The sequence below is a fragment of the Marinovum sp. genome (assembly GCF_048263515.1).
In the GTDB taxonomy this organism is placed as follows: Bacteria; Pseudomonadota; Alphaproteobacteria; order Rhodobacterales; family Rhodobacteraceae; genus Marinovum.
On sequence record NZ_JBLXEC010000022.1, the window covers coordinates 39,863 to 61,647 of the forward strand.

General features: G+C 64.5%; 20 protein-coding genes, 2 tRNA genes and 1 pseudogene. 11 read left to right on the plus strand and 12 right to left on the minus strand.

Annotated features, from left to right (window positions below; all coding sequences use genetic code 11):
- Positions 1-83: 83 nt before the first annotated feature.
- Entirely contained in the window at positions 84-824 is a 741-nt protein-coding gene (pyrH, locus tag ACN0SE_RS17085) for a UMP kinase (RefSeq protein ID WP_417525743.1), read from the minus strand.
- Between the two features lie 114 nt (positions 825-938).
- Between pyrH and miaA the strand changes: the two genes are divergently transcribed.
- The 3 genes from miaA to thpR all read left to right on the plus strand — a co-directional run bounded on the left by miaA (position 939) and on the right by thpR (position 3,403).
- Positions 939-1,826 carry a tRNA (adenosine(37)-N6)-dimethylallyltransferase MiaA gene (miaA, locus tag ACN0SE_RS17090; RefSeq protein WP_417525744.1) on the plus strand — a complete coding sequence of 296 codons (888 nt, stop codon included), beginning with the start codon at positions 939-941 and terminating at the stop codon, positions 1,824-1,826.
- Between the two features lie 92 nt (positions 1,827-1,918).
- Positions 1,919-2,827: an AraC family transcriptional regulator gene (locus ACN0SE_RS17095; protein WP_417525745.1), complete on the plus strand. Its 909-nt coding sequence runs from the start codon at positions 1,919-1,921 to the stop codon at positions 2,825-2,827.
- A gap of 6 nt (positions 2,828-2,833) precedes the next feature.
- On the plus strand, positions 2,834-3,403 hold the full coding sequence (thpR, locus tag ACN0SE_RS17100) for an RNA 2',3'-cyclic phosphodiesterase (protein WP_417525746.1): 570 nt from the start codon (positions 2,834-2,836) through the stop codon (positions 3,401-3,403).
- 5 nt (positions 3,404-3,408) lie between these two features.
- Here thpR and ACN0SE_RS17105 read toward each other — a convergent pair whose 3' ends face one another.
- On the minus strand, positions 3,409-4,026 hold the full coding sequence (locus tag ACN0SE_RS17105) for a lytic transglycosylase domain-containing protein (RefSeq protein WP_417525747.1): 618 nt from the start codon (positions 4,024-4,026) through the stop codon (positions 3,409-3,411).
- 168 nt (positions 4,027-4,194) lie between these two features.
- On the opposite strand from ACN0SE_RS17105, the gene ssb reads away from it, so the two are divergent.
- Positions 4,195-4,731 (plus strand): single-stranded DNA-binding protein, encoded by a 537-nt coding sequence (gene ssb, locus ACN0SE_RS17110; RefSeq protein ID WP_417525748.1) that lies wholly within the window; start codon positions 4,195-4,197, stop codon positions 4,729-4,731.
- A 675-nt stretch (positions 4,732-5,406) separates the two neighbouring features.
- Here the strand turns inward: ssb and ACN0SE_RS17115 are convergent.
- On the minus strand, positions 5,407-5,817 hold the full coding sequence (locus ACN0SE_RS17115) for a SufE family protein (protein WP_417525749.1): 411 nt from the start codon (positions 5,815-5,817) through the stop codon (positions 5,407-5,409).
- Between the two features lie 118 nt (positions 5,818-5,935).
- On the opposite strand from ACN0SE_RS17115, the gene ACN0SE_RS17120 reads away from it, so the two are divergent.
- Positions 5,936-6,442, plus strand: coding sequence for a hypothetical protein (locus ACN0SE_RS17120; protein WP_417525750.1), 507 nt, complete (start codon positions 5,936-5,938; stop codon positions 6,440-6,442).
- A gap of 55 nt (positions 6,443-6,497) precedes the next feature.
- On the opposite strand, the gene rnd is transcribed toward ACN0SE_RS17120, so the two are convergent.
- The 3 genes from rnd to purM all read right to left on the minus strand — a co-directional run bounded on the left by rnd (position 6,498) and on the right by purM (position 9,367).
- Positions 6,498-7,655, minus strand: coding sequence for a ribonuclease D (rnd, locus tag ACN0SE_RS17125; protein WP_417525751.1), 1,158 nt, complete (start codon positions 7,653-7,655; stop codon positions 6,498-6,500).
- 81 nt (positions 7,656-7,736) lie between these two features.
- Entirely contained in the window at positions 7,737-8,318 is a 582-nt protein-coding gene (purN, locus tag ACN0SE_RS17130; protein ID WP_417525752.1) for a phosphoribosylglycinamide formyltransferase, read from the minus strand.
- Positions 8,315-9,367: a phosphoribosylformylglycinamidine cyclo-ligase gene (gene purM / locus ACN0SE_RS17135; protein WP_417525753.1), complete on the minus strand. Its 1,053-nt coding sequence runs from the start codon at positions 9,365-9,367 to the stop codon at positions 8,315-8,317. The genes purN and purM overlap by 4 nt, the downstream gene beginning before the upstream one ends.
- 111 nt (positions 9,368-9,478) lie before the next feature.
- On the opposite strand from purM, the gene ACN0SE_RS17140 reads away from it, so the two are divergent.
- Both ACN0SE_RS17140 and ACN0SE_RS17145 read left to right on the plus strand, forming a co-directional pair.
- Positions 9,479-9,555 (plus strand) — tRNA-Ile (locus ACN0SE_RS17140).
- Between the two features lie 235 nt (positions 9,556-9,790).
- Positions 9,791-11,335 (plus strand): ATP-binding protein, encoded by a 1,545-nt coding sequence (locus tag ACN0SE_RS17145; protein WP_417525754.1) that lies wholly within the window; start codon positions 9,791-9,793, stop codon positions 11,333-11,335.
- A gap of 47 nt (positions 11,336-11,382) precedes the next feature.
- Here the strand turns inward: ACN0SE_RS17145 and ACN0SE_RS17150 are convergent, their stop codons facing one another.
- The gene (locus ACN0SE_RS17150) at positions 11,383-12,699 is read right to left on the minus strand and encodes an ATP-binding protein (RefSeq protein ID WP_417525755.1); all 1,317 of its coding nucleotides are present in this window, start codon (positions 12,697-12,699) and stop codon (positions 11,383-11,385) included.
- 46 nt (positions 12,700-12,745) lie between these two features.
- Here ACN0SE_RS17150 and ACN0SE_RS17155 point away from each other — a divergent pair, with 46 nt between their 5' ends.
- The 3 genes from ACN0SE_RS17155 to ACN0SE_RS17165 all read left to right on the plus strand — a co-directional run bounded on the left by ACN0SE_RS17155 (position 12,746) and on the right by ACN0SE_RS17165 (position 16,003).
- Entirely contained in the window at positions 12,746-13,663 is a 918-nt protein-coding gene (locus tag ACN0SE_RS17155; RefSeq protein WP_417525756.1) for an MBL fold metallo-hydrolase, read from the plus strand.
- Positions 13,664-13,733: 70 nt separating this feature from the next.
- Positions 13,734-13,808: transfer RNA gene (locus tag ACN0SE_RS17160), tRNA-Asn, on the plus strand.
- Positions 13,809-13,951: 143 nt separating this feature from the next.
- A complete protein-coding gene (locus tag ACN0SE_RS17165) occupies positions 13,952-16,003 on the plus strand; it encodes a DUF6538 domain-containing protein (RefSeq protein ID WP_417525757.1) in 2,052 nt (683 codons plus the stop codon).
- A gap of 67 nt (positions 16,004-16,070) precedes the next feature.
- Here the strand turns inward: ACN0SE_RS17165 and ACN0SE_RS17170 are convergent, their stop codons facing one another.
- From ACN0SE_RS17170 to ACN0SE_RS17190, 5 genes are all read right to left on the minus strand, one after another.
- Positions 16,071-16,487, minus strand: coding sequence for a hypothetical protein (locus ACN0SE_RS17170; protein WP_417525758.1), 417 nt, complete (start codon positions 16,485-16,487; stop codon positions 16,071-16,073).
- Positions 16,480-16,857 carry a hypothetical protein gene (locus tag ACN0SE_RS17175; RefSeq protein WP_417525759.1) on the minus strand — a complete coding sequence of 126 codons (378 nt, stop codon included), beginning with the start codon at positions 16,855-16,857 and terminating at the stop codon, positions 16,480-16,482. The genes ACN0SE_RS17170 and ACN0SE_RS17175 overlap by 8 nt, the downstream gene beginning before the upstream one ends.
- A 265-nt stretch (positions 16,858-17,122) precedes the next feature.
- Positions 17,123-18,520, minus strand: coding sequence for a hypothetical protein (locus tag ACN0SE_RS17180; protein ID WP_417525760.1), 1,398 nt, complete (start codon positions 18,518-18,520; stop codon positions 17,123-17,125).
- Complete coding sequence (locus tag ACN0SE_RS17185; RefSeq protein ID WP_417525761.1) at positions 18,517-20,409, minus strand: hypothetical protein; 1,893 nt, start codon at positions 20,407-20,409, stop codon at positions 18,517-18,519. Before ACN0SE_RS17185 ends, ACN0SE_RS17180 begins: the two co-directional genes overlap by 4 nt.
- 200 nt (positions 20,410-20,609) lie before the next feature.
- The gene (locus tag ACN0SE_RS17190; protein WP_417525762.1) at positions 20,610-21,275 is read right to left on the minus strand and encodes a hypothetical protein; all 666 of its coding nucleotides are present in this window, start codon (positions 21,273-21,275) and stop codon (positions 20,610-20,612) included.
- Positions 21,276-21,621: 346 nt separating this feature from the next.
- Between ACN0SE_RS17190 and ACN0SE_RS17195 the strand changes: the two are divergent.
- Positions 21,622-21,753, plus strand: a pseudogene (locus ACN0SE_RS17195) (IS5/IS1182 family transposase); the annotation flags it as partial.
- Between the last annotated feature and the right edge of the window lie 32 nt (positions 21,754-21,785).

Below are 21,785 nucleotides of genomic sequence, written 5' to 3' on the forward strand. Positions count from 1 at the left end.
ACGCCGATGTATAGCGCTCTTGGCCCGCGCGCCCGCGCCGTCAAACCGGCGCAGACGCCCGGCGCGGGCCGGGGACAAACGGATCAGGGGCCGACCTTGGTATAGGTGCCCTCGCCCGCCAGGATGCCGCGGAAGCCGCCGGGTTCGTCCAGCGAGAAGACGATGATCGGCAGCGAATTGTCGCGCGCCAGCGCAATCGCCGAGGCGTCCATCACGCCGAGATGCTTCTGCAGCACCTCGTCGTAGCTCACCTCCTTGTAGCGCACCGCGTCGGCGTGTTTGACCGGGTCCTTGTCATAGACGCCGTCGACCTTGGTGCCCTTGAAGATCGCCTGGCAGGACATCTCGTTGGCGCGCAGGGTGGCGGCGGTGTCGGTGGTGAAATAGGGATTGCCGGTGCCGGCGGCAAAGATGCAGACCCGCTTCTTTTCCAGGTGGCGCACGGCGCGGCGACGGATGTAGGGCTCGCAGACCTGGTCCATCGGAATGGCCGAGATCACCCGGGTAAAGACGCCAAGCCCCTCGAGCGCCGATTGCATCGCCAGCGCATTCATCACCGTGGCCAGCATGCCCATGTAGTCGGCCGTGGTCCGCTCCATCCCCTGGGCCGAGCCCTGCAGCCCGCGGAAGATGTTGCCGCCGCCGATGACCATGCAGATCTCGACACCTAGGGCGTGCACCGATTGCACCTCGCGGGCGATGCGTTCGACGGTGGGCGGGTGCAACCCGTAGCCCTGGTCGCCCATCAGCGCCTCGCCGGAAATTTTCAGAAGGACGCGTTTGTACTTGGTGGCGCGGGCATCGGTGTCGGTGGCAGCTGACATGGTGTACTCCGGTGAGGCGGCTGGCTAAATTGGCGGCAAAATGTCGGAAAACGCGGGGCAGTTCAATGCAGCATTCGGGGGAAAGCGAGATCCCTTGCACAGGGGGCAGTCGGGATGCGGCCTGAGCTTGCGGATCTGTCGCCGGAACAGCCGGTTCTGATCGCCGGGCCCACCGCCAGCGGCAAGTCGGCGCTGGCGCTGGAGATCGCCGAGCATCAGGGCGGCGTGATCGTCAACGCCGATGCGATCCAGGTGTTCGGGAACTGGCGGGTGCTGACCGCGCGGCCCGCGCCCGAGGATCTCGCGCGCGCGCCGCATCTGCTTTATGGCCATGTCGCCTGGGACGCGGAGTATTCCGTCGGCCATTGGCTGCGCGAGGTGGCGCCGCTGCTGGACGGGCCGCAACGGCCGATCATCATCGGCGGCACCGGGCTCTATTTCGCGGCGCTGACCGAGGGGTTGGCGGAGATACCCGCCACGCCGCCAGAGGTGCGGGCCGAGGCCGATGCCCGCCGGCGCGAGCACGGTCATGACGTCTTTCTGCCGGAGATCGACGCCGAGACCCGCGCGCGCATCGACACGCTCAACCCCATGCGGGTGCAGCGCGCCTGGGAGGTGCAGCGCGCCACCGGTCGCGGGCTGGCCAGTTGGCAGGATGACACGCCGCCGCCGCTGCTGCCCCTGTCTCAGGCTCAGGCGCTGCGCGTCGATGTCGAGCGCGACTGGCTGAATGCCCGCATCGCCCGCCGCTTCGATCTGATGCTCGAGCACGGCGCGCTTGACGAGGCGCGCGAGAACCTGCCGCGCTGGGACCCGGCGCTGCTCAGCTTCAAGGCCATCGGCGCGCCGGAGCTGATCGCCCATCTGCGCGGCGAACTTTCGCTCGCCGATGCGCGGGAAAAGGCCACCATCGCCACCTGCCAGTTTGCAAAACGCCAGCGCACCTGGCTACGGTCACGGATGAAGCTCTGGCGGGCGGTGGAGGCGGCGTCTTTGTGTTGAACACCCGGAATTCTCTTGCGATTGATGCTGCGTCGCGGCATCAACAGGTATCTGACTTGCAAAGCCCCTGTGACCGAAAGGACCGGTGTGGCGTGACGGTTGATCGATCAGAGCCTGCAAAGCGCGCGGCCCTGCCCCTGCGGGTGGTGACGCTGGCGCAGATGACCCCGGCCGGCAGCTGGCAGGCCAGCCTGCCGCATGGCCGCCCGGACCACCTGTTCATCTGGATCACCCGAGGACAGGGGCGCGCCACGATCCGCGGTATCCGCCGCGGCATCGGCGCGAACAACGTGATCTACCTGCCGCGCGGCACGCAGTTCTCGATCGAGACCGGGCCGCAATGTTTCGGCCAGACGATCCTGATCGAGGATGGCGCCTATCCGCTGCTGCCGGAAGACCCCCAGCATCTGCGCATGCGCGACGTGGTGGCCCAAGGCGAATTGTCGGGCATATTTGAGATGTTGCAGCGCGAACTTACCACGCAACAACCGCTTCAGGCCGAGGCGCTGGTCGCGCGGTTCAACCTCGCCGCGGTCTGGCTGCGGCGGCAGATGCTGGTGATGCTCGAAGAGGGCGACAAGGTCTCGCCGGCGCTGATGAGCCGCGAGACCGCCGGCCAGCGGCTGGTGCGGCGCTTTGCCGATCTGCTCGAGGCCGAGTTCCGCAGTGGCCGCAACATGGCCGATTACGCCAAAATGCTCGAGGTGACGCCGACCCATCTGACCCGGGTCTGTCGTGAAAACGCCGGGCTGACCGCCGCCGAGATGATCACCCAGCGGGTGCTGCACGAGGCCCGGACCCTGCTGATGCAGGCCGACCCGCCGGTGCAGGAGGTGGCGCGGCACCTGGGCTTTGGCTCGGCCGCCTATTTCTCGCGCTTTGTACAGCATCACACCGGCAAGCCGCCCTCGGCCCTGCGCCGTGCCGCCCAGCCCGATGCGCCGCCCCGGCCGAAACCGGCGCCCGGGCCGATGTTTCGCCGTCACACCAGCGGAAGCTGAACCGCCATGCGGCTCTTTGTGGCGATCCCCCTGCCCGATGCCGCGCGCGATACGCTGAGCGATCTGCAGGCAGGCCTGCGCGTCGGCCGTCAGGTTGACCCCGATCAGTTCCACATCACCCTGGCCTTCCTGCCAGAGGTCGCACCGCAGGCCTGCGCCGATCTCGATGCCGCTTTGGACGAAATCACCGCCTGGCCTTTCGATGTCGCCTTTTCCGGGGTCGATATCTTCGGCGGCAGCCGCCCACGGCTGCTGGCGGCCATGGTGCGCCCTTCGCCGGAGCTCGACACCCTGCACCGCGCGGTGCAGGGCGCGGCGCGACAGGCCAGGCTGACGCCGGACCGGCAGAAGTTCAAACCGCATGTGACCTTGGCACGGTTCGGTGCGCGACCGCCGGCCTCTCTGGCCGATGAGGTGCAACGCTACCTGTCAGACACTGCGCGCGCCGAGCTCCCCGGCTTCGTGGCGCGGGGGCTTACCCTCACCCGGTCCACGCTGGGCGGCGGCGCGCCGGTCTATGACGATCTGGCGGACTATCCCTTCCGCCCGCTGCCGGAGGGCTGGGACGAGGCCTGAGTGGCTCAGCTGCCCCAGATCACCTTCACGTAGTTCATGGTTTCCTTGTAAGGCGGCACGCCGCCGTACTTGGTGACCGCGCCCGGCCCGGCATTGTAGGCCGCCAGCGCCAGTTTCCACGAACCGAAGCGGTCGTATTGCTGCTTGAGATAGCGCGCCCCGCCAGAGAGGTTCTGCGCCGGATCCTCGCGGTTGACGCCAAGCCTGCGAGCGGTGCCGGGCATCAGCTGCGCGAGACCATAGGCGCCCTTGTGGCTCAACGCCTTGGGATTCCAGCCGCTTTCCTGCTGCACCAGCCGCAGGAAGAGGTCCTCCGGCACGCCATGGGCGCGGGCAGCATCACGGGCCATGCCGGAATAGACGCCCTTGTACTTGCCGGTATAGCGGTGATTTGGGGCTTTCTCGGCGTCCCACTTGGTGGGGGTGACAACCTTGGGGGGCTGCAGCCTGACCGAGCTCTTGTACTGCTGGGCGGCCCGGCGGTCGAGCACGCCGGTCTTGGACTTGAAGAGCGACGCCCTGCCCTTCGTCGAGATCGTCTCGGCCGATGCGGCCGTCGGCACAAAGACCTGCGGCACTGCCGTTAGGGCCGCCACCAACGCTACGCTCAAAACCTTGCGCATACCCACTGTCCCTACGTCGTTTTCCCCGAATATACCCAAATTTCCCGATTACGCCAGACCGGCGCCCGTTTGCCATTTATCAACCATGATCAGGTGAGGTAGGCTCTGCCGAACTTCGCCGCCGGATTCGGAATTCGGCGCAATCAGAACGTGCAACTTGGGGGCAATATGGCCGGGTCAGTCAACAAAGTCATTCTCATCGGAAATCTCGGGCGCGACCCGGAAGTGCGGACATTTCAGAATGGCGGCAAGGTCTGCAATCTGCGCATCGCGACCTCGGAAAACTGGAAAGACCGCAACACCGGCGAGCGGCGCGAGCGTACCGAATGGCATTCGGTCGCCATCTTCAACGAGAACCTCGCGCGGCTGGCCGAGCAATATCTGCGCAAGGGTTCAAAGGTTTACGTCGAAGGCAAACTGGAAACCCGCAAGTGGCAGGACCAGTCCGGCCAGGACCGCTATTCCACCGAGGTGGTGCTGCGGCCCTTCGCCGGCGAGCTGACCTTCCTCGACGGTCGTGACGGCGCTGCTGGCGGCGGCGGTGGCGGTGGCAGCTTCGGCGGCGGCGCCGGTGGTGGCAGCTTTGGCGGCGGCTACGACAGCGGTCCGCAGGATCAGGGCGGCTACGGTGGTGGCAGCCAGGGCGGCGGTCAAGGCGGCGGAACTCCGCCGAGCCGCGACATCGACGACGAAATCCCGTTCTGAGCCATCCCCCGGCGCGCGGTCTGCTGCGCGCCGGACCTGCGGCTGCCCAAGGGGTGCCGCTGCGACGCCTGTTCGGCGGCACTTTATATCAGCCAAACCCGGAAGACCTCTGATCGAGGTGCTTGCCGCAGCCAAAGCGGCAACCCGTTGGGGCGGGCAGCCGCTGGCCCGGCGCCTTCGGCGTTGTTCGGGCTGCGAGAAGATTACCCGTTTCGCTCTGTGATCTGAGGGCTTGCCCCTCAACGTCAGTCAATGGCCAGTCGGGTCAGTGGCTGCCCGCGGGATGCCGCTGCAACATCTGTTCAGCAGCGCTCTATCTAAGCAAAATCCAGAAGACCTCGGAGCGATGTGCCCACCTCAGCCAAAGCGGCAGCCCGGGGGGGCGGGCAGCCGCTGGCCCGGCGCCTTCGGCGCTGGTCGGGCTGCGAGAAGACCGCCTGTTTCGCTTTGTGATCTGAGGGTTTGACCGTCAGCGTCAACCATTGGGAGGCCGGGGCAGTGGCTGCCCGCGGGATGCCGCCTCAACATCTGTTCAGCAGCGTTTTATCTCAGCCAAATCCGGAAGACCTCTGAGCGATGCGCCCACCTCAGCCAAAGCGGCAGCCCGGGGGGCGGGCAGCCGCTGGCCCGGCGCCTTCGGCGCTGTTCGGGCCTCTCGTTGAAAGACCCATGCCCTCAGGCCGCCTCTGCCGCCCGTTCGCGGATCCGCTCCACCATCGCCCGCAACCCGTTCGACCGCTGCGCCGACAGATGATCGTTGAGCCCCAGCCGCGCCAGCTCGCCCCCGGCGTCGACGGCAGGCACCTCACCCACCGGCACCCCGTTATAGAGCGCCCGCAGCACGGCGATCAGCCCGCGCACTATCATCGCGTCGCTGTCGCCGTCGAAATGGAACCGGTCGCCCTCGGGCCGGATGTGCAGCCAGACCTGGCTGGCACAGCCATCGACCTTGGTCGCCGGCACCTTCAGCGCGTCATCGAGGGGCGCCATGTCGCGGCCCTTCTCGATCACGTAGCGATAGCGGTCTTCCCAGTCCTCGAGGAATTCGAAATCCTCGACAATCTCTTCAAATGCAGCGCTGGCCATAACCCCTCCGATGCAACTGCCCCTCACCTAGGGAGCCAAATGCCAAAGGTCCAGCGGCAATCGCTTTTCAACCCGCAGCCAATGCGCTAACCCAAGGCAAAGACAAAGGGAGTGACCCATGCGCAAACTGGTTCTGGCATCACTGGTGGTGACAACCTCGCTGGCCGGCTGCGCCACGGTGCGCGAGTCGCGGGTCAATCCCTTCAACTGGTTCGGCCGCAGCCAGTCGGTCGAGGTCTCCCCCGGCGAGAGCGAGGTCAACACCCTGATCCCCGAACGCCGCGCCTTTTTCGGCAAGCGCGATGCGCCGCCCTACGCCGGCGAGCTGGTGGAACAGGTGACCGAGCTGCACGTCCGCCGCGTCGGTGGCGGCGCGCTGATCGAGGTGTCGGGCGTGCTGACCTCAATCGAAGGCTTCGACGTGCGGCTGATCCCGGTCGAGGATGGCGATGCCGGCACGTTGAGCTATGAATTCCGCGCCGTTCAGCCGCAATACGGCACAGGCGTCGGCAATGCCCATGCCCGCGCGGTCACCGCTGCGGTCAAGCTGACCGATCAGGAACTGGCCGGGGTGCAGACCATCCGCGTGCTGGCGCGGAACAATATTCGCAGCGCACAGCGCTGAGGTCAGGCCAGGAAGTCAGGCAAAAATCAGGGGGCCCGAGGCCCCCTTTTTCGTGTCAGAGCTCGACGATCTGCACGTCGTTGCCGCGCACGGTCAGCGCCACCTTGCCATCGCAAAGCCGCAGCGCATCGCGGCCAAAGACCTCGTGCCGCCAGCCGCGCAGCGCCGGCACATCCCGCAACCCCGCCGCCAGCGCATCGAGGTCCGAGGACGGCGCCACAAGGCGCGAGGCCACATCGCTGGCCTCGGTCTTGGCCTTGAGCAGCACCCGCAGAAGATCGGCCAGCGCCGGGTTGACCTGCAGCTTGTCGCGCGAACGGTCGATTTCGGGCATGTCCTCGGGCGGGCAGTTCAGCCCGGCCTTGACCGCCTCGAGGATGCCATCGGCGATCTCGCCGCGCCGCGCCTCGCGCAACAGCAGCCGCGAACGGCTGAGATCGGCGGCCGAGGTCGGCTTGGTCGATGCCAGCTCGAGCATGGCGTCGTCCTTGAACACCCGGTTGCGCGGGATGTCCTTGGTCTGGGCATAGGATTCGCGGAACTTGGCCAGTTCCCGCACGATGGCGAGGAATTTCGGCGTGGTGGTGCGGGTGCGCACCCGCTGCCAGGCCTCTTCCGGCCGCATGATATAGGTTTCCGGGTCCTCGAGGATCGACATCTCCTCTTCGACCCAGGGCGCGCGGCCGGTCTTTTCCAGCTTGGCAGCGAGGAATTCGTAGATCGTGCGCAGATGCGTCACGTCAGCCAGAGCGTATTTCTGCTGCGCCTCGGTCAGCGGACGGCGCGACCAGTCCGTGAAACGCGAGGTCTTGTCGAGCCCCTGACGCGCGATCGAGCGCACCAGCTTTTCATAGCCCACCTGCTCGCCAAAGCCGCAGACCATGGCGGCGACCTGGGTGTCGAACAGCGGATGCGGGATCACCCCGGCATCGACAAAGAAGATCTCGAGATCCTGGCGCGCGGCATGGAAGACCTTGACCACGTTGCTGTCGCGGAAGAGCTCGTACATCGGCTCGAGCGAGAGGCCCTCGACCAGCGGATCGATCAGCGCGGCGGTGCTGTCGTCCTTGCCGGGCATGGCCATCTGGACAAGGCACAGTTTCGAATAATATGTGCGCTCTCTCAGAAACTCGGTGTCCACAGTGACATAACGTTCCTGACGCGCAGCTGTGCAAAATTCGGCCAGTTCCGCAGTCGTCGTGATGATACGCATAGGCGCCCTTTTTCTTCTTTTCGCGCTCCCTCTAGACCAACATATGTTTTAAAAGTCGGGATGAAAAGAGTGTGCGATCTCTTATGATTGCCGGAGGTTTTCGCAGAATTGGCGCAAAACTTCCGGATAAAGCCTGTGTTCCTCGACAAGAACCCGCGCCGCAAGGCTGTCAGCCGTGTCGCCGGGGGCAATTGCCACAGATGTCTGACCCAGAACCGGGCCGTCATCAAGCTCTGGCGTGACCAGATGCACCGAACAGCCGGCCTCGGCATCGCCGGCGGCCAGCGCCCGCGCATGGGTGTCGAGGCCCTTGTACTTGGGCAGAAGCGAGGGATGGATGTTGAGCATGCGCCCCTGCCAGCGGGTCACGAACTCCGCCGTCAACACCCGCATGAAGCCGGCAAGGCAGATCACATCCGGCTTCGCCGCTTCAAGCGCTGCCTGAAGTTCAACCTCGAACCCCTTGCGATCCTTGCCAAAGGGGCGGTGATCCACAACAGCTACAGGGATGCCGCGGGCGCGGGCCTTGTCCAGCCCGCCGGCCTCGGGCCGGTTCGACAGCACCAGACAGGGCCGCGCCGGGTGATCGCCGGTCATGCTGTCGACCAGCGTCACCATGTTCGATCCGCCGCCAGAGATCAGGATGGCGACGCGCAGGCTCATGCAAGCGTCCCGCGATAGCGCACACCTTCACCTTGGGTCACATGGCCCAGAGCATGCACCCGCTCGCCGGCGGCGATCAGCACCTTGATGATCTCGCTGCCGCGATCGGCGTCGACCACCAGGATCATGCCGATGCCAGAGTTGAAGGTCTTGAGCATCTCGGCCTCGGCCAGACCACCGGTTTCGGCGAGCCATTGGAAGACCGGCGGCAGCTCCCAGGAATCGAGGTCGATCTCGGCGCCCTGCCCTTCGTCCAGCACCCGCGGCAGGTTCTCGGTCAGACCGCCGCCGGTGATATGGGCCAGGGCATGCACGCCGCCGGCGCGCACCGCTTCGAGCGCCTGTTTGACATAAAGCCGCGTCGGTGTCAGCAGCGCCGCGCCCAGCGTGCCCTCGCCCCACGGGCACTCGTCGTCCCAGCCAAGGCCGGAAACTTCGACAATCTTGCGCACCAGGCTGTAGCCGTTGGAATGCACGCCGTCGCTGGCAAGGCCAAGCAGGACATCGCCCACCTTGACTCCGTCGGGCAGCGCCGTGCCCCGTTCCATCGCGCCCACGGCAAAGCCCGCCAGGTCGAAATCGCCTTCGGTGTACATGCCGGGCATCTCGGCGGTCTCACCGCCGATCAGCGCGCAGCCGGAGCGATGACAGCCCTCGGCAATGCCTTCGATGATCCGCGCGGCGGTCTCGGTCTCGAGCTTGCCGGTGGCGAAGTAGTCGAGAAAGAACAGCGGTTCGGCGCCCTGGCAAACCAGATCATTGACGCACATGGCAACAAGGTCGATGCCCACACCGTCGACCTCGCCGGTGTCGATGGCAATGCGCAGCTTGGTGCCGACGCCATCGGTGGCGCCCACCAGGATCGGGTCGTTATAGCCCGCGGCCTTGAGGTCGAAGAGCGCGCCAAAGCCGCCCAGCCCCGACATCACGCCGGGCCGCGCCGTGCGTTTTGCCGCGGGTTTGATCCGCTCGACGAGCGCATTGCCCGCGTCGATATCCACACCGGCCTGGCTGTAGGTCAGCCCCGTCTTGCCGTTCTCAGCGCTCATCGCCCGCTCCGTCCTGTCAACTGGTCTGAGCCCGGTTAAAACATCACGCCCGAAGGCGCAATCTGAAAGCCTTGACGCTCCCGCCGTGGCTGGATAATCCCACCCTCAGGCGGGCCTGTAGCTCAATTGGTTAGAGCAGAGCGCTCATAACGCTTTGGTTGCGGGTTCAAGTCCTGCCGGGCCTACCACGCCGCCTCGCCTGTCAGACCCCGAAATTGCCGCGCTGCAACAAACGGTGCCTTGTGCAAGCCCGCCGCGCAATTGACGTGGCGTCACCTACGCAGGTTGCGCAATTTTTTTACATTTCTACTCCTGATTGATATAACTTCGACGTGCTTACGAAAACGGTAGCCGAGAGTTTGTTGCGTCATGAAATCAACCGATCCTCGGCAAACCCTCATCGCTGTCGTTCCCACCCTCCTCGTGGTCATCGCCATCGAGGCCGGGCATCACTTCGGGCCCTGGCTGCCGATCCCTTATCTGCTGCTGGTTGTGGCGGCGATGTATGCCGGCGTGACCGGCGGCCGCTTTGCCGGGGCGCTGGCCGGGATGATCGGCGCCGGCCAGCTGCTGCATGCGCATGTGGTCGGCATCGGCCCCGAGGCGGTGACCTCTTCGCTGCCGCAGACGCTTGGATCGATGGCGATCTTCATCCTTATCGGCTACATGACCGGCCGCATCGCCGATCAGCGTAACGCATTGATCGACAAGCGGATCGAGGAGCAGCGGCGCGAGCAGGAACAGCCCCTCCTGCTGGCCGCCAAGATTGCCAAGCTGGGCTATTACATCTGGGACACGGTCAACGATCAGCCGGTGGTTGTCTCTGACCAGCATGCCCGCAACCACGGCACCAGCGTCGAGGGGTTCCTCAGGACCGTCACCACGCTCAGCAGCGCCATCACCCTCGTCCATCCCGAAGACCGCGCCAGGGTCATCGCCGGTTACAAAGAGGCGCGCAATGGCCTGCCCGTTACGGTGGAATATCGCGTTGCGACCGGCAGCGACACCAAGTGGATTCGCACCATCGTCCAGCCACAGACGGATGACAGCGGCCGCGTGGTGCGTGAGATCTGCGCCTCGCTCGACATCACCGATCAGAAGACCAACGAGAGGCTCTTTGCCGAGGCGCAGCGCCTGGATTCCGTCGGTCGACTTACCGCCGGAATTGCGCATGATTTCAACAATATACTGACCGTTGTTACCGGGGGACTTGAGCTGTCGCGCTATGACAGCACCAGCGCCGATCAGCACCGTCTGCTGACCGAGGCGCTCGACGCGGCCTCGCGCGGGGCCAAGCTGACCAAGCAGTTGCTGGCCTTCGGTCGCCGCTCGATGCTGGCGCCCGAGGCGCTGGACGCCAACCTGGTGATCAACCGGATGGACACGCTGTTTCGTCGCACGCTGCCCTGCAACATCAAGGTCAGGACCCGGCTGGACTGCGATCTTCCGGCGGTCAAGGCCGACCCGATCCAGCTGGAAAGCGCGCTTCTGAACCTTGCCATCAACGCCCGCGACGCCATGCCCGAGGGCGGCGCGCTCGAGGTCGAAACGCGCCATCAACGGGTGACCGAGCCCGCAGGTGGCAGCGGCCCGGAGCCCGGGGATTACGTGGTGATTTCGGTCTCGGACACCGGCACAGGCATTAGCGAAGACGCTCAGGCCCGTGTGTTCGAGCCCTTCTACACCACCAAGCCGATCGACAAGGGATCGGGGCTCGGCCTGCCGATGGTCTATGGCTTCATCGCGCAGTCCGGCGGGCATATCACGCTGAAGAGCCAGCCCGGCGAAGGCACGACGGTGGAGATGTACTTCCCTGCCGCCGAGGCGGTGGCGTCTGACAGCGCCGAAGAGCCCGTGCACTTGGCGCCGCCAGCGCCCGCGCCGCTCGCCGAGATCGGCTTGCTGATCGAAGACCCGTCCGCCTGGCGAGAGGACAGAACGCGGCAGAGCGCCGACATCCGCAATTGAGGCAGAACGTCAAAAGTTGCAAACAAACCTCTGAAAACAGGGTAGTTTCACCGTGCGACGACGATATCCGCCTGCAGCCCGCCCAGGGTCTCTGACGCCCCCAACCGCAGCGTGCCGCCATGCGCCCGTGCGATATCGGTGGCAATCGCCAGCCCGAGCCCCACACCCGGCGCCCTGTTCTGGTTGCGAGAGCTGTCAAGTCGCACGAAGGCCCGCGTCGCGGCCGCGCGCATGTCCTCGGGGATACCGGGCCCGTCATCCTCGACACGAATGCGCAGCGAAGTGCCGGACAGCCTCACGCTGACCCTGCAGTTCGTCCCGTAGCGCGTTGCATTCTCGATCAGATTTTCCACCGCCCGCCGGATCGCCCCGGGCCGCAGCGCCACCTGACCGGCGCCTTCGACCTCGCCCAGGGTGACCGGCTTTTCCGCCCGCTGGGCATCCTCGACGATCTGCTGCACCAGGGCGATCGGATCGACCATGTCCGGCTCGGTCTCTTCGGCATTGCCGCGCACGAAGTCGAGGAATTCGTCCAGCATCCGCTCCATCTCGCGCACGTCACGCTGGAGGTCGATCACCTCGTCGTCGTCGAGCATCGACAGCCCCAGCTTGAGCCGGGTCAGCGGCGTACGCAGATCGTGGCTCACCCCCGAAAGCAGCAGCGTCCGCTGTTCGATCTGCCGCTCGATCCGCGCCCGCATGTCGAGAAAGGCGTGCCCCGCCGCCCGCACCTCGTTGGCCCCGCCCGGCGAATAGGGCACCACCCGCCCGCGGCCAAAGGCCGAAGCCGCATCCGCCAGCCGGGTGATCGGCCGCAGCTGGTTGCGCAGGTAGATATAGGCGATCGGCGTCATGATCAGGCTGAACAGGAACATGTTGAGAATCAGCTGATGCGGGTTCGAGGCCGAGACGCCCTTGCGGTCGAAGCGCAGCTTCAGCACCCCCTGCGGCAGCTCGAGGTAGACCAACGTATCGCGGTCGTTGGGCAGGTCGATGGCGGCGATTCCGTCCAGCTCGCTGCGCAATTCTCGGATCACCACCAGCCCGGACAGGTCGAACCAGCGACGGCTGTCCTCTGCCGGCGCCGCCTCCTGCCAGGACAGCGTGTAGTCCAGCGCGCTGGCCAGCGGCTGCATCGCTGCAAGGGCGGCGTCGCGGTCCGCCACCCCCTCGGCCTGTGCCGAGATCAGCCGGATCTCGTCACGCACCGAGCGGGTGAGCTGTTCCGTCACCCCCTCGAAATGGCGCTGGACAAAGATCACCGTGACCACCAGTTGCAGGGTCACCACCGGCAGCACCAATATGAGCGCGGCGCGGCCATAGAGGCTGCGCGGCATATAACGTTTGAGCCATTCGAACGACATGGGTAAGGCTTATCCGGTCATTTCGTAGCTTAGAAGGAAAACCCGCATGGCCGCCGAGGAAAACCCGCCCGTTCCGGGACATGCCGAGATGCTGGCCCCCGGGCTGCGCCGCCTCCTCGCGCCCAATCCCTCGCCGATGACCTTCTGGGGCACCAACACCTATTTGCTGGGCGAACGCGAGGTCGCGGTGATCGATCCCGGCCCCGACGATCCGGCGCATCTCGAGGCGATCCTGCGCGCCCTGCCCGCCGGCAGCACCCTGAGCCATATCATCGTCACCCATGCGCACCTTGATCATTCGCCCCTCGCGCGGCCGCTGTCAGAGGCCACCGGCGCCAAGGTCTACGCCTTCGGCCCCGCCAGCGCCGGCCGGAGCGCGGTGATGACGGCGCTGGCCGAGACCGGTCTGACCGGCGGCGGCGAGGGTATCGACCGCGACTTCATGCCGGACGAGGTCCTGAGAGATGGCGACAGCCTGAGCACCCGCGAATGGCAGCTCACCGCGCTGCATACGCCGGGCCACATGGGCAACCACATCTGCCTCGCCTGGGGCGACGCGCTGTTTTCCGGCGATCACGTCATGGGCTGGGCCTCGTCGCTGGTCTCGCCCCCCGACGGCGACCTGACCGACTTCATGGCCTCCTGCGCGCGCCTGGCCGCACGGCCTTGGAGCCGCTTCTACCCCGGCCACGGCGCACCTGTTGAGGACCCCTCTGCCCGCCTCGACTGGCTGATCACCCATCGCCGCGCCCGCGAGGCCGAAATCCTCGCAGCCCTCGCCCGAGGGCCATCGACCGCCCAGGCCCTCGCCCGACAGATTTATCACGACGTGCCCCCGGCCCTGCTGCCCGCCGCCGCCCGCAATGTCTTTGCCCACCTCGTTGATCTCACCGGGAAAAACCGCGTCACGCCGGTTTCGACCCTGTCTTTTGCCGGCGATTTTGCGCTTTCCCCGACGTCCTGAAATTTTCTGCAATTTTCTGCCAAAATCCTCTGGACGCCCCGAACCGGCATCGCTATATCACCCCTCGTGTTCCGGCGTAGCTCAGCGGTAGAGCAGTTGACTGTTAATCAATTGGTCGTAGGTTCGATCCCTACCGCCGGAGCCAAAACTTCCGCAAAGCGCTGAAGTCAAAGATAAAATCCCTGGGTCTCTCGCCGAGACCCGGGGATTTTTCGTTTTCTCGGCACAATGCTGGGCACATTTCTCCGGTTTTCTCGCGGCACCTCCCACATCAGGAGGCACGTCATCATGACGACAAAACATCCGTTTCTCGAGCTTCGACCGACCGGCTTCTATTTCCGGCGTCGCGTTCCCGCACGGGCAAGAAAATGGATCAAACCACGATTCTTCTGCTTTTCACTTCGGACGCACCTCCCTCGCGATGCCGCAGAGCTCGCCCGGCGACTGACCGCTGTCAGCGAGCTTTGCTTCAACGCGGAGCAGACCATGCCGCCAGAAATGATGACCGAGATCCTGGTGACCTACGCACGCCTCGAGATCGACACTGCAGACCGCCTGCGTGCCCTCACGGGACCGCGCACCCGGGCCGCAGCCGAAGCCTCGCTCGCCCTGGAACTCGCAGCACGCGCCTCACTGCGCGACGCCATTTTCCTTTGCGACCGGGAACCCGCGTTGCAGCCGATCCGCGACATCGCAGCTCGACTTGGCCTGGAGATCGACGAAAACGAGGACGACTTCGCCATTCTCGCAGACCGGATGCTGCGACTCCTGATCGAACTCAGCGAGGAAAAGGAACGTCGCGCGCGGGGGCAGTTTTCAGACCCGCAGCCTTATCTCGCCATGGCCCTGACGGCCGGGACCCAGTCCCTCGCGGAGCCACCGCGTGCCGTGGACATCGAGCCCCAAGCGACGACTGGACCGAAGGCGCAGGATGAAGGTGCTCCCTCCCAGCACGATGAGCCGGAAAAACTGGAAGACATCGCTGAACCGGTATCTCGGGTTTTCCATGAGGGCGATGGCGTCAGGATCACCGTTGACCCAAGGGCGTCGCAGCAGGAAAAGAGCCCACATGGGGAGGACCCGCGATTGTTGGAGATCTGGGACCGTTGGTTCGAGGAACGCAGCCGCGGGGTGACCATCAAAGGCGCCTACGTCTATGAAGACGAAGGCAAGGCAGCGCGCTTCAAAGCCGAGTCCGACACGATTGTCTCCACACGCAAACTCGTTGCCGACACTTTCGGGCACCGGAGAATGAGCGAAATCGGCACAAGCGACTGGATCCGCTTCAACGATATGGTGATGGCCTTGCCCAAGAACCATGGCCGCCCCTCCGAACACCGGCAGATGTCCTGTTTCGAAATCGTCAAGCGCGCCAAGACGAAGGAAAACCGCGCGGAGAAATCGGCGCGGGCGAGGATCGAGAAGGAAGGACTGGAAGGGGATGCGAAGCAAGCGCTCCTCCGGGATTCCAAGTACCCACGGATTGCGCCCCGGACGTTCCAGCGACACCAGAAGTACCTATCCAGCCCGCTCGACTATGCCGTGGATCGCGGCTGGTTGTCCGTCAATCCTTTCAAGCCCTACGTTCTCGGGGAGAATGCCATCAACGATTTGCGCAAAGGCCGGGAAGACACCACCCGTCGCATCTGGCACAGCAAGGATCTGGCTGCCTTGCTTTCCACGGAAAGGTGGCAATCTGCAAAAACGGAGATCGACGATCCCGTTTATTGGGTCCCTCTCATCGCGCTGTTGCATGGTCTGCGGAGCGAGGAAATCCTCCAATTGACGCCCGACAACGTCCGTTACGACGCCGATATCCACTATTTCGACGTCGAACGTGGCACCGGACAGAGCCTGAAGAGCAACAATGCCCGTCGCATGGTCCCGATACACTCGCAGTTGATCGAGCTCGGATTTCTCCAGCTGGTTGATCGCCAGCGTCGCCTCGGCAAGATCCGGATCTTCGACAAGGTCTCGCGCTCGAAGTCCAAGAAGCTGTCCTACACCGCCAATTTCACCAAGAAATTCAGTTACTACCGCACATCACGCAAGGTATACGACAAGCGGCGCGATCTGCACGCCATGCGCAGCACGTTCAACAGCTCTCTGGTTGCGGGATCGGTTCCGGACACGGCGCGGCGCTATCTGATGGGCCACAAGAACGGTGATGTCGGCATCACGAACTATCTCCCTGAGGGATTCCCGCTCAGAACGTTGAAGGCCTATATCGAACAGGAGCAATTGGACCTCACGATGGTTACGCGACGCTTCGGTCCGTCCTCGACAGAGGCCCGAGGCCCTCGCCTGGTCGCGAGGGATGGAGAAAAGCTGTCGGCTTGACGATAGGCGGCTGTGCTGGCCTACCCCGTCAGCTCGGCCGAGGGGGCTCCCTCGGCCGAGCCGTTTGTCAATCGAGCAACCCGGCAAGCTGCTCCGCCTCCTGCAGTCTGACGACATGCGAGAGGCTGTCGGCGAGGTTGCGCACCGCGAACCGCAGATGGACGAGGGTGTCCCCTTGCGGTGAGGTGAACTTTTCCTCGTGGCCGCCCGACATGTCGTGCTCGTCGTGGACGAACCACGAGACGGTCTGCTCCCGAATGTCGGGGTCGAGCGACAGCGCCAGGGTGCGCAATCGTACGCAATTCTGGCGGCAGAAGCTGTCGGCCGTCAGAGTACCGGAGCATAGGTCGTTGAACGCGGCCACTTTGGTTTCGTTTAGGGCGTCTGCCTCGTGGACCTCTGCGAGTGCCTTCTCGACGGATTCCGCGGCGACCAGAGCCAGGTAGATGGCGGTCTCGACCGGGGTGTGTTGGTCGTCAGTCATGAGCGACCTCCCCGAACGATGTGCCTCGTCCAGATTTAACCTCCACCGCCTCGACGGCGGCGCCGAGAGCCTCTGTCAGGAGGCAGATCTCCTCGACCTGCGGATCCATCGGATCGAGCACGGCGAAGAACTCGGCCTCCGGGCTTTCCGGATCGTGGCCGAAGTCGAGGCTCAGGAGCCGGTGCAGCGCCCGCGCCTCGCGACGCATGCGGCTGGTGACCGGCCCTTGTTGGGCCAGATCGTCGAGCAGGCGCTGGCTGCGACGCAACCAGGGTCTGCCGCCGAGAAGGTAAGCTGCATGCTGCAGCGCCTCCTGATTTTCTGCCGCAAAAGCATGCAGTTGGGTTGACATGAAGGGTGTGTCGAACATCCGGAACTCTCCTCGATGTTGCATCTCGCACCATGCGAAATCTACAAGAGCGGCCTTACTCCTCTCAGCTACCGCAGGGCCCCTGGCCCGGCTTCTTGCTCATGTCATGCCTGCTCCGGCCTCGGATCGATGCCGGAGCCGGTCGTTGCCGGTTTTGTGTTTTCTGTGTTCTGCTATTGCTTTCCTGGTGACGCGTCCTCCTCGTGTTGCTGCTCTCGCAAGAAAGAGCAGCAACACGGGGAGACGCGGGCCTCCATCGGTTCCGTTATTCGCAGGCCTGAAGGGATGTGAACTCGTCGAGCAGGTCCTCGCTCACCAACTCGAGGTGATGCTCGCCCACCGACGCGCTGGTGTATCGATCGGCACTCTGGCGAGAACGCTGCTGACACAGGATCATGGCTTTCCTTACCCCCTCCTCGCCGCGTGCCCCGAAGTGGTTGTGCATCATGGTGCGCGCGGCATGGGCCCCGGTGCCCGCCACGTCGCGCCAGACGTTGGTGACGTAATTCCTTGCCACCGGGGTGCCGTCAGGATGTACGAAAAGCGGGCGGTGCACGGTCTCGGCATGACTGCGCAAAGCCTTGAGATACCGCGGATCGTTGTCTTGCAGGACCAACGCATCGACGAAGCGCGACAGCATCGGATGAATGGACCCTGGGAACGCGCGGCTGCCGTCCAGCAGCGAGGTCTTGCCGGGCTTGTAGTTTCGGAGCCGGTAGCGACCGCGTTCGAAGAACAGCGTCTTGCCGAAGACGATCCGGTGCCATTCGCGCCGAAGAGGCAGGACGGCCGGCAAGGCGAAGGCCGCGGCCCGGTTGCGAAGGTTGTGACGGGTCGCCGGCGAGGCTTTGGTTTGGGCGGTCTCCACCATCTTCAAGGCTTCGCGAATGACGTCAGGGGGACCTCCGATGCCGTGCAGTTTTTCGTACTTGAGCTGCGTGGTCGTCGCTTCTTCGTCGGTCAGGGTTCGGAAGGTCTGACGCAACGCCTGCATCAACTCGTCCGGGTATGTCCCGCGATGGCGCGCGAAGCGTGCCAACTCCTCCCAGGTCGCGCGCAGGGTCGCCGGTCGCAAGGGCGCGCCGGAAGCGAGACTGCGTCGTGACGAGAGATCGGCGTAGAACGCCGTCAGGCCCTCCTGGTGCAACTCCTCGGGCAGGCCTTCGCGGCGCACCACCAGGATATACTGTCCCAGTTTCTGCTTCATGCGGTCCAGAATGGAAGGGGCCGGCGCGCTCCGGTCCCCTGCCATTCGGCGCACATCGAGGTCCTGCAGCACCTGCCTCCAGCTGGGCGGCAGTTCCTCAAGGGAAACCGACACGCTTCGAGTATAGGTCGCCCTGCCCTTGCCGGTATGGCCCTTGAAGTTCTCCTTGGGCAGGATGTGCGCCAGAGCCGCGTCGACGTGCTCGAGGTTGGGGTCCGAGGCGTCGAAGCGTGCCAATCCAGCATGCAGGTGCTGCAAGGCTCGGCCGCCGGGACCGAGCGACGCGAAGGCCAGGAAGTCTTCCGGCTGCGGATCGGTGACGCGGTACTGCGCGAGATGCTCGAAAAACCCGTCGAGGGCGCGCAGCTGGTCGAGGCTCAGCGACGAGACGACAGGATGGCCGACGATCGTCTGCCAGGCAGGCTTCGCCAGGATGCGAAAACGTTCGGCACTCAAGACAGCGCCTCCTCGACAATCTCGTCCTGCACCTCCTCGATGACGGCCTCCTCGTTGATCCAGCCGTAATTTCGCAAGACCACGCCTGGTGTGTTGTTGAGCAACGTCGCGACTTTACCTACGTTGGCCAGAGATCGTTTCAACAGGATCGACGCGAGGCCATGACGGAAGTTGTGCGGTGTGAGCGGCATACCGATCGCGTCGCTGGCGTCGCAGAGGTAGGTGTAGAGCACGGACTTCGAGAGGTGGTCCGCTGAGCGCGGCGCGACGAAAAGATAACAGGATTCCAAGCGCTTGGAGGGCGTCTCGAGTTCTCGAAACCGCAGGTTCGGGAACGGCTGGTCAACGCCACTGCACCAGGCAGGGTTGCCATAGGGAAACAGCGGGCGGATGGACTTGAGATACCAGTCCAGCGTCTGTGCGCCCTCCAGCGCGTTCCTCCTGATCTTGGGCTGCGGGACAGGCTTGTGCCTGGCCACCTTCATCTTCTTCGCGTCCAGCACGATCTGGTAGTAATTTGCCTTCCCGTTGGGCAGCAAGAGGTTCGGCGACATCCCGCGATGGTGCAGCTGCAGGACATTGGTCACCCGGTGCGCTGCACCGCAGAGCTCGATCGCCGCGAAGGCCGCTGAGACCCCGAACATGCGAAGCTGGGTCAACTGCGTCTCCGGCAGCACCTTGTCGGTCGCCAGCAGGTCCTCGGCGCGCTCGCGATAGGCGATGTGCTGTGTGAGGAACTGCCTGCGCGCTTTCAGGTCTTCGACCAGGGGACGGCAGAACCGGATGGTCTTCGGCGACATGACGTCTTCGGCCTGCTTGCCTTCAATCAGGAACGTGCTGTTTCTGCGCACAGTGGCGAGAGGACCCGCGTCCATCCCGTTGCGGTCGAGGATGGTCATCACGCGAGAGACATATTTGTACGCCGTTCGGGCCAGGACGCCGTCCGGGAGTTCCGAGCCGTCATTCCAGCCGGCCACAACGCGCCAGGCTGTCGCTTCGGTGAAGAGCTCGGAGAAGTCCGACAGGCTTTCGAGGTCGACAGGGCCACCACGCTCCAGCGAGGCGCTCCAGATATACGACCGCAGCGCAGACCTGTTGGTCGTGACCGTCGCCGGTCGCCATCCGCCGGCATGCTGTCTGGTCGTCGGGTCGTAGGTCGTCCCGAACAGCCGACCGGTCTCGATCGCGGCATCGACCCAGGCCTCCACGTGCCGAGGCAGCACGTTTTCGAAGCGACGACGGACGGTCTCGACATCCAGATTGTCCGGCAAATGCGTGGCGATGCTCCGGATCGGCTGGTAGCGCTTGAGGACACCCAGCCCACCAAGCAGGCTCTTGCGACGCTTCTCGCTGGGGGCGTGGTCGAGCAAGCGGTCGATCGCCTCTCGATCGAGCTGGAGAGGCCCGTCCACGTCGAAGCGTCGCGCCCAGTCGGCCAATGCGACCGCGACGCCGACTTCTGCAGCGTGGATCGGGCCGCCGTCGCACGACAGGACACCCATGAGGTCGATCAGCGGAGCCCAACCGTCGGCTCGCGCCTTGCGCTCCTGCTTCTCTGCAACCGCCCCAATGCTGTGCTCGATCCGGCGTCGCACCTTGTTACGCCACTTGTTGTAGGCGTTCACCGTTTTCCAGAAACTACGCTCCTGCCCTGGCACCTGGCCTGTGCGTTTCGCCAGGGCGAAGTTCCGGTCGAACCAGTCGAGGTCGGCTTCGAAGCTCGACAGCGGAGCGGCGAAGAACTCGGCAAGCCGCCCGATGGCACGCGCCACATCGGCGAGCCCCAGCTCCATGGCCTCGTCCTGCACGTCTTGCAGGGTCTTGGGGGTTGGGGTCTCGGTGCCGGTCGGAACGGCCATGGAATTTGTGAAGTGGGTGAGTATGCTCATTCAATATGTCCGTGTGGTTGCGAATGGGAGATTGGCCGTTTTCGGTGCATCCGAAGGGCTTGGGTGCAGAAAATGTCATTCTGCTCTTGTTTTACCGGACCCGAAAAAGGCCGGCAGTTTGACATCGCCGGGCCCAGGGTGCGCCGGGGGGGGGCCAGGGTGCAGATTCCGGCAATCCGGTGCATCGGGGCGCCCTCTCGTCACAGGGCCTTCCGGACAACCGACCGCGCCACGGCGCCCAGCACGCCGACGGCAAAGACCGGTTCCGGGGCCCTGTCGAGGGCCGATGTGTCGTCCTCTGCCGAGGGGCAAAGCCGCAACACGTCGGCTTTGAAATACCGCTTCACCCCGCCGGTCAGCACCACGTGCTTCGGCTCCGCCAATACTTTTGCCTCGAAGGCCGAGGCCAGGTCCTTGGCGGGGTGTCCCATCTTCGAGGCCAGGTCCGCGAGGCTCATGAACAGGGCGTCATTCAGGGCCAGCTCCGGGAAGCGATTGCGCGGGCTGCGAGCCAGACCCAGCAGCTGGCTGCGAATGAACAGCTGCCGTTTTGGTCCGAAAACATAGAGCGGCGGCAGTGGCTCGTCGCCTCGCAGCGCCCTTCCCTTCAACTCCTCGGTCGACTGACCCAGTTCCTCGGCCGCCTCGACCAGCGACATCAATTTGTCGTCCACCAGCTCGGCCCCGACCGCCTCCGGCGCCAGGGCCAACACGCCTTCCATCACGCGCCGCCAGGGATATTTCCGCCCGTGCGGCTGCACCCCGAGGTCACCCAATAACTGTTGGACGCGGTTGCGCGATATGCCAAGCCAGTGGCCAAGCTCACTTTGATTGGCTGCCCCCAATGGACCTTGTGCGATACGCATTCTTCTCTCCTGTCGTTTGCAGACCGGAGATGGGTCCGCGCGGGTCGGGGAGCAAAGAAAAGCTACAAAATCCGCATCAGGGCGAAGTGCCACTATACGGGAAAACAGTACTCAGAAATCTGAGGGTGTTTGGAAACCGTGCCGGCAGTGCAGGAGTCAGCTGCCATTGGTGGTATATGCACGCGCTGAAGTTTCGCCGGCGCATAAACCGGCATGATGGGCGGGAAGTGTGAATTCGCTGCATTCGCGAGGATCGCCCGAAGGCAGGACGAAAGCGGTCGTTCAAAGAGGCCAGCTTCGGCGTGAGCATGCTGCAGCCTACATCAATGACTGTACGGCGAATGAGCGGAATACCCCGGTCAAATACGACGAACGACGCTACAAATAGCGAAACCGCATTGAGATCATGCTCGGCAAACTCAAGGATTGGCAGAGGAACTCCCCCCGCTATGGTCGGTGTCCAAAGGAGTTTTTGTAGCCACCGCCCTCTCGGCGGTCGTCAAATGCCGG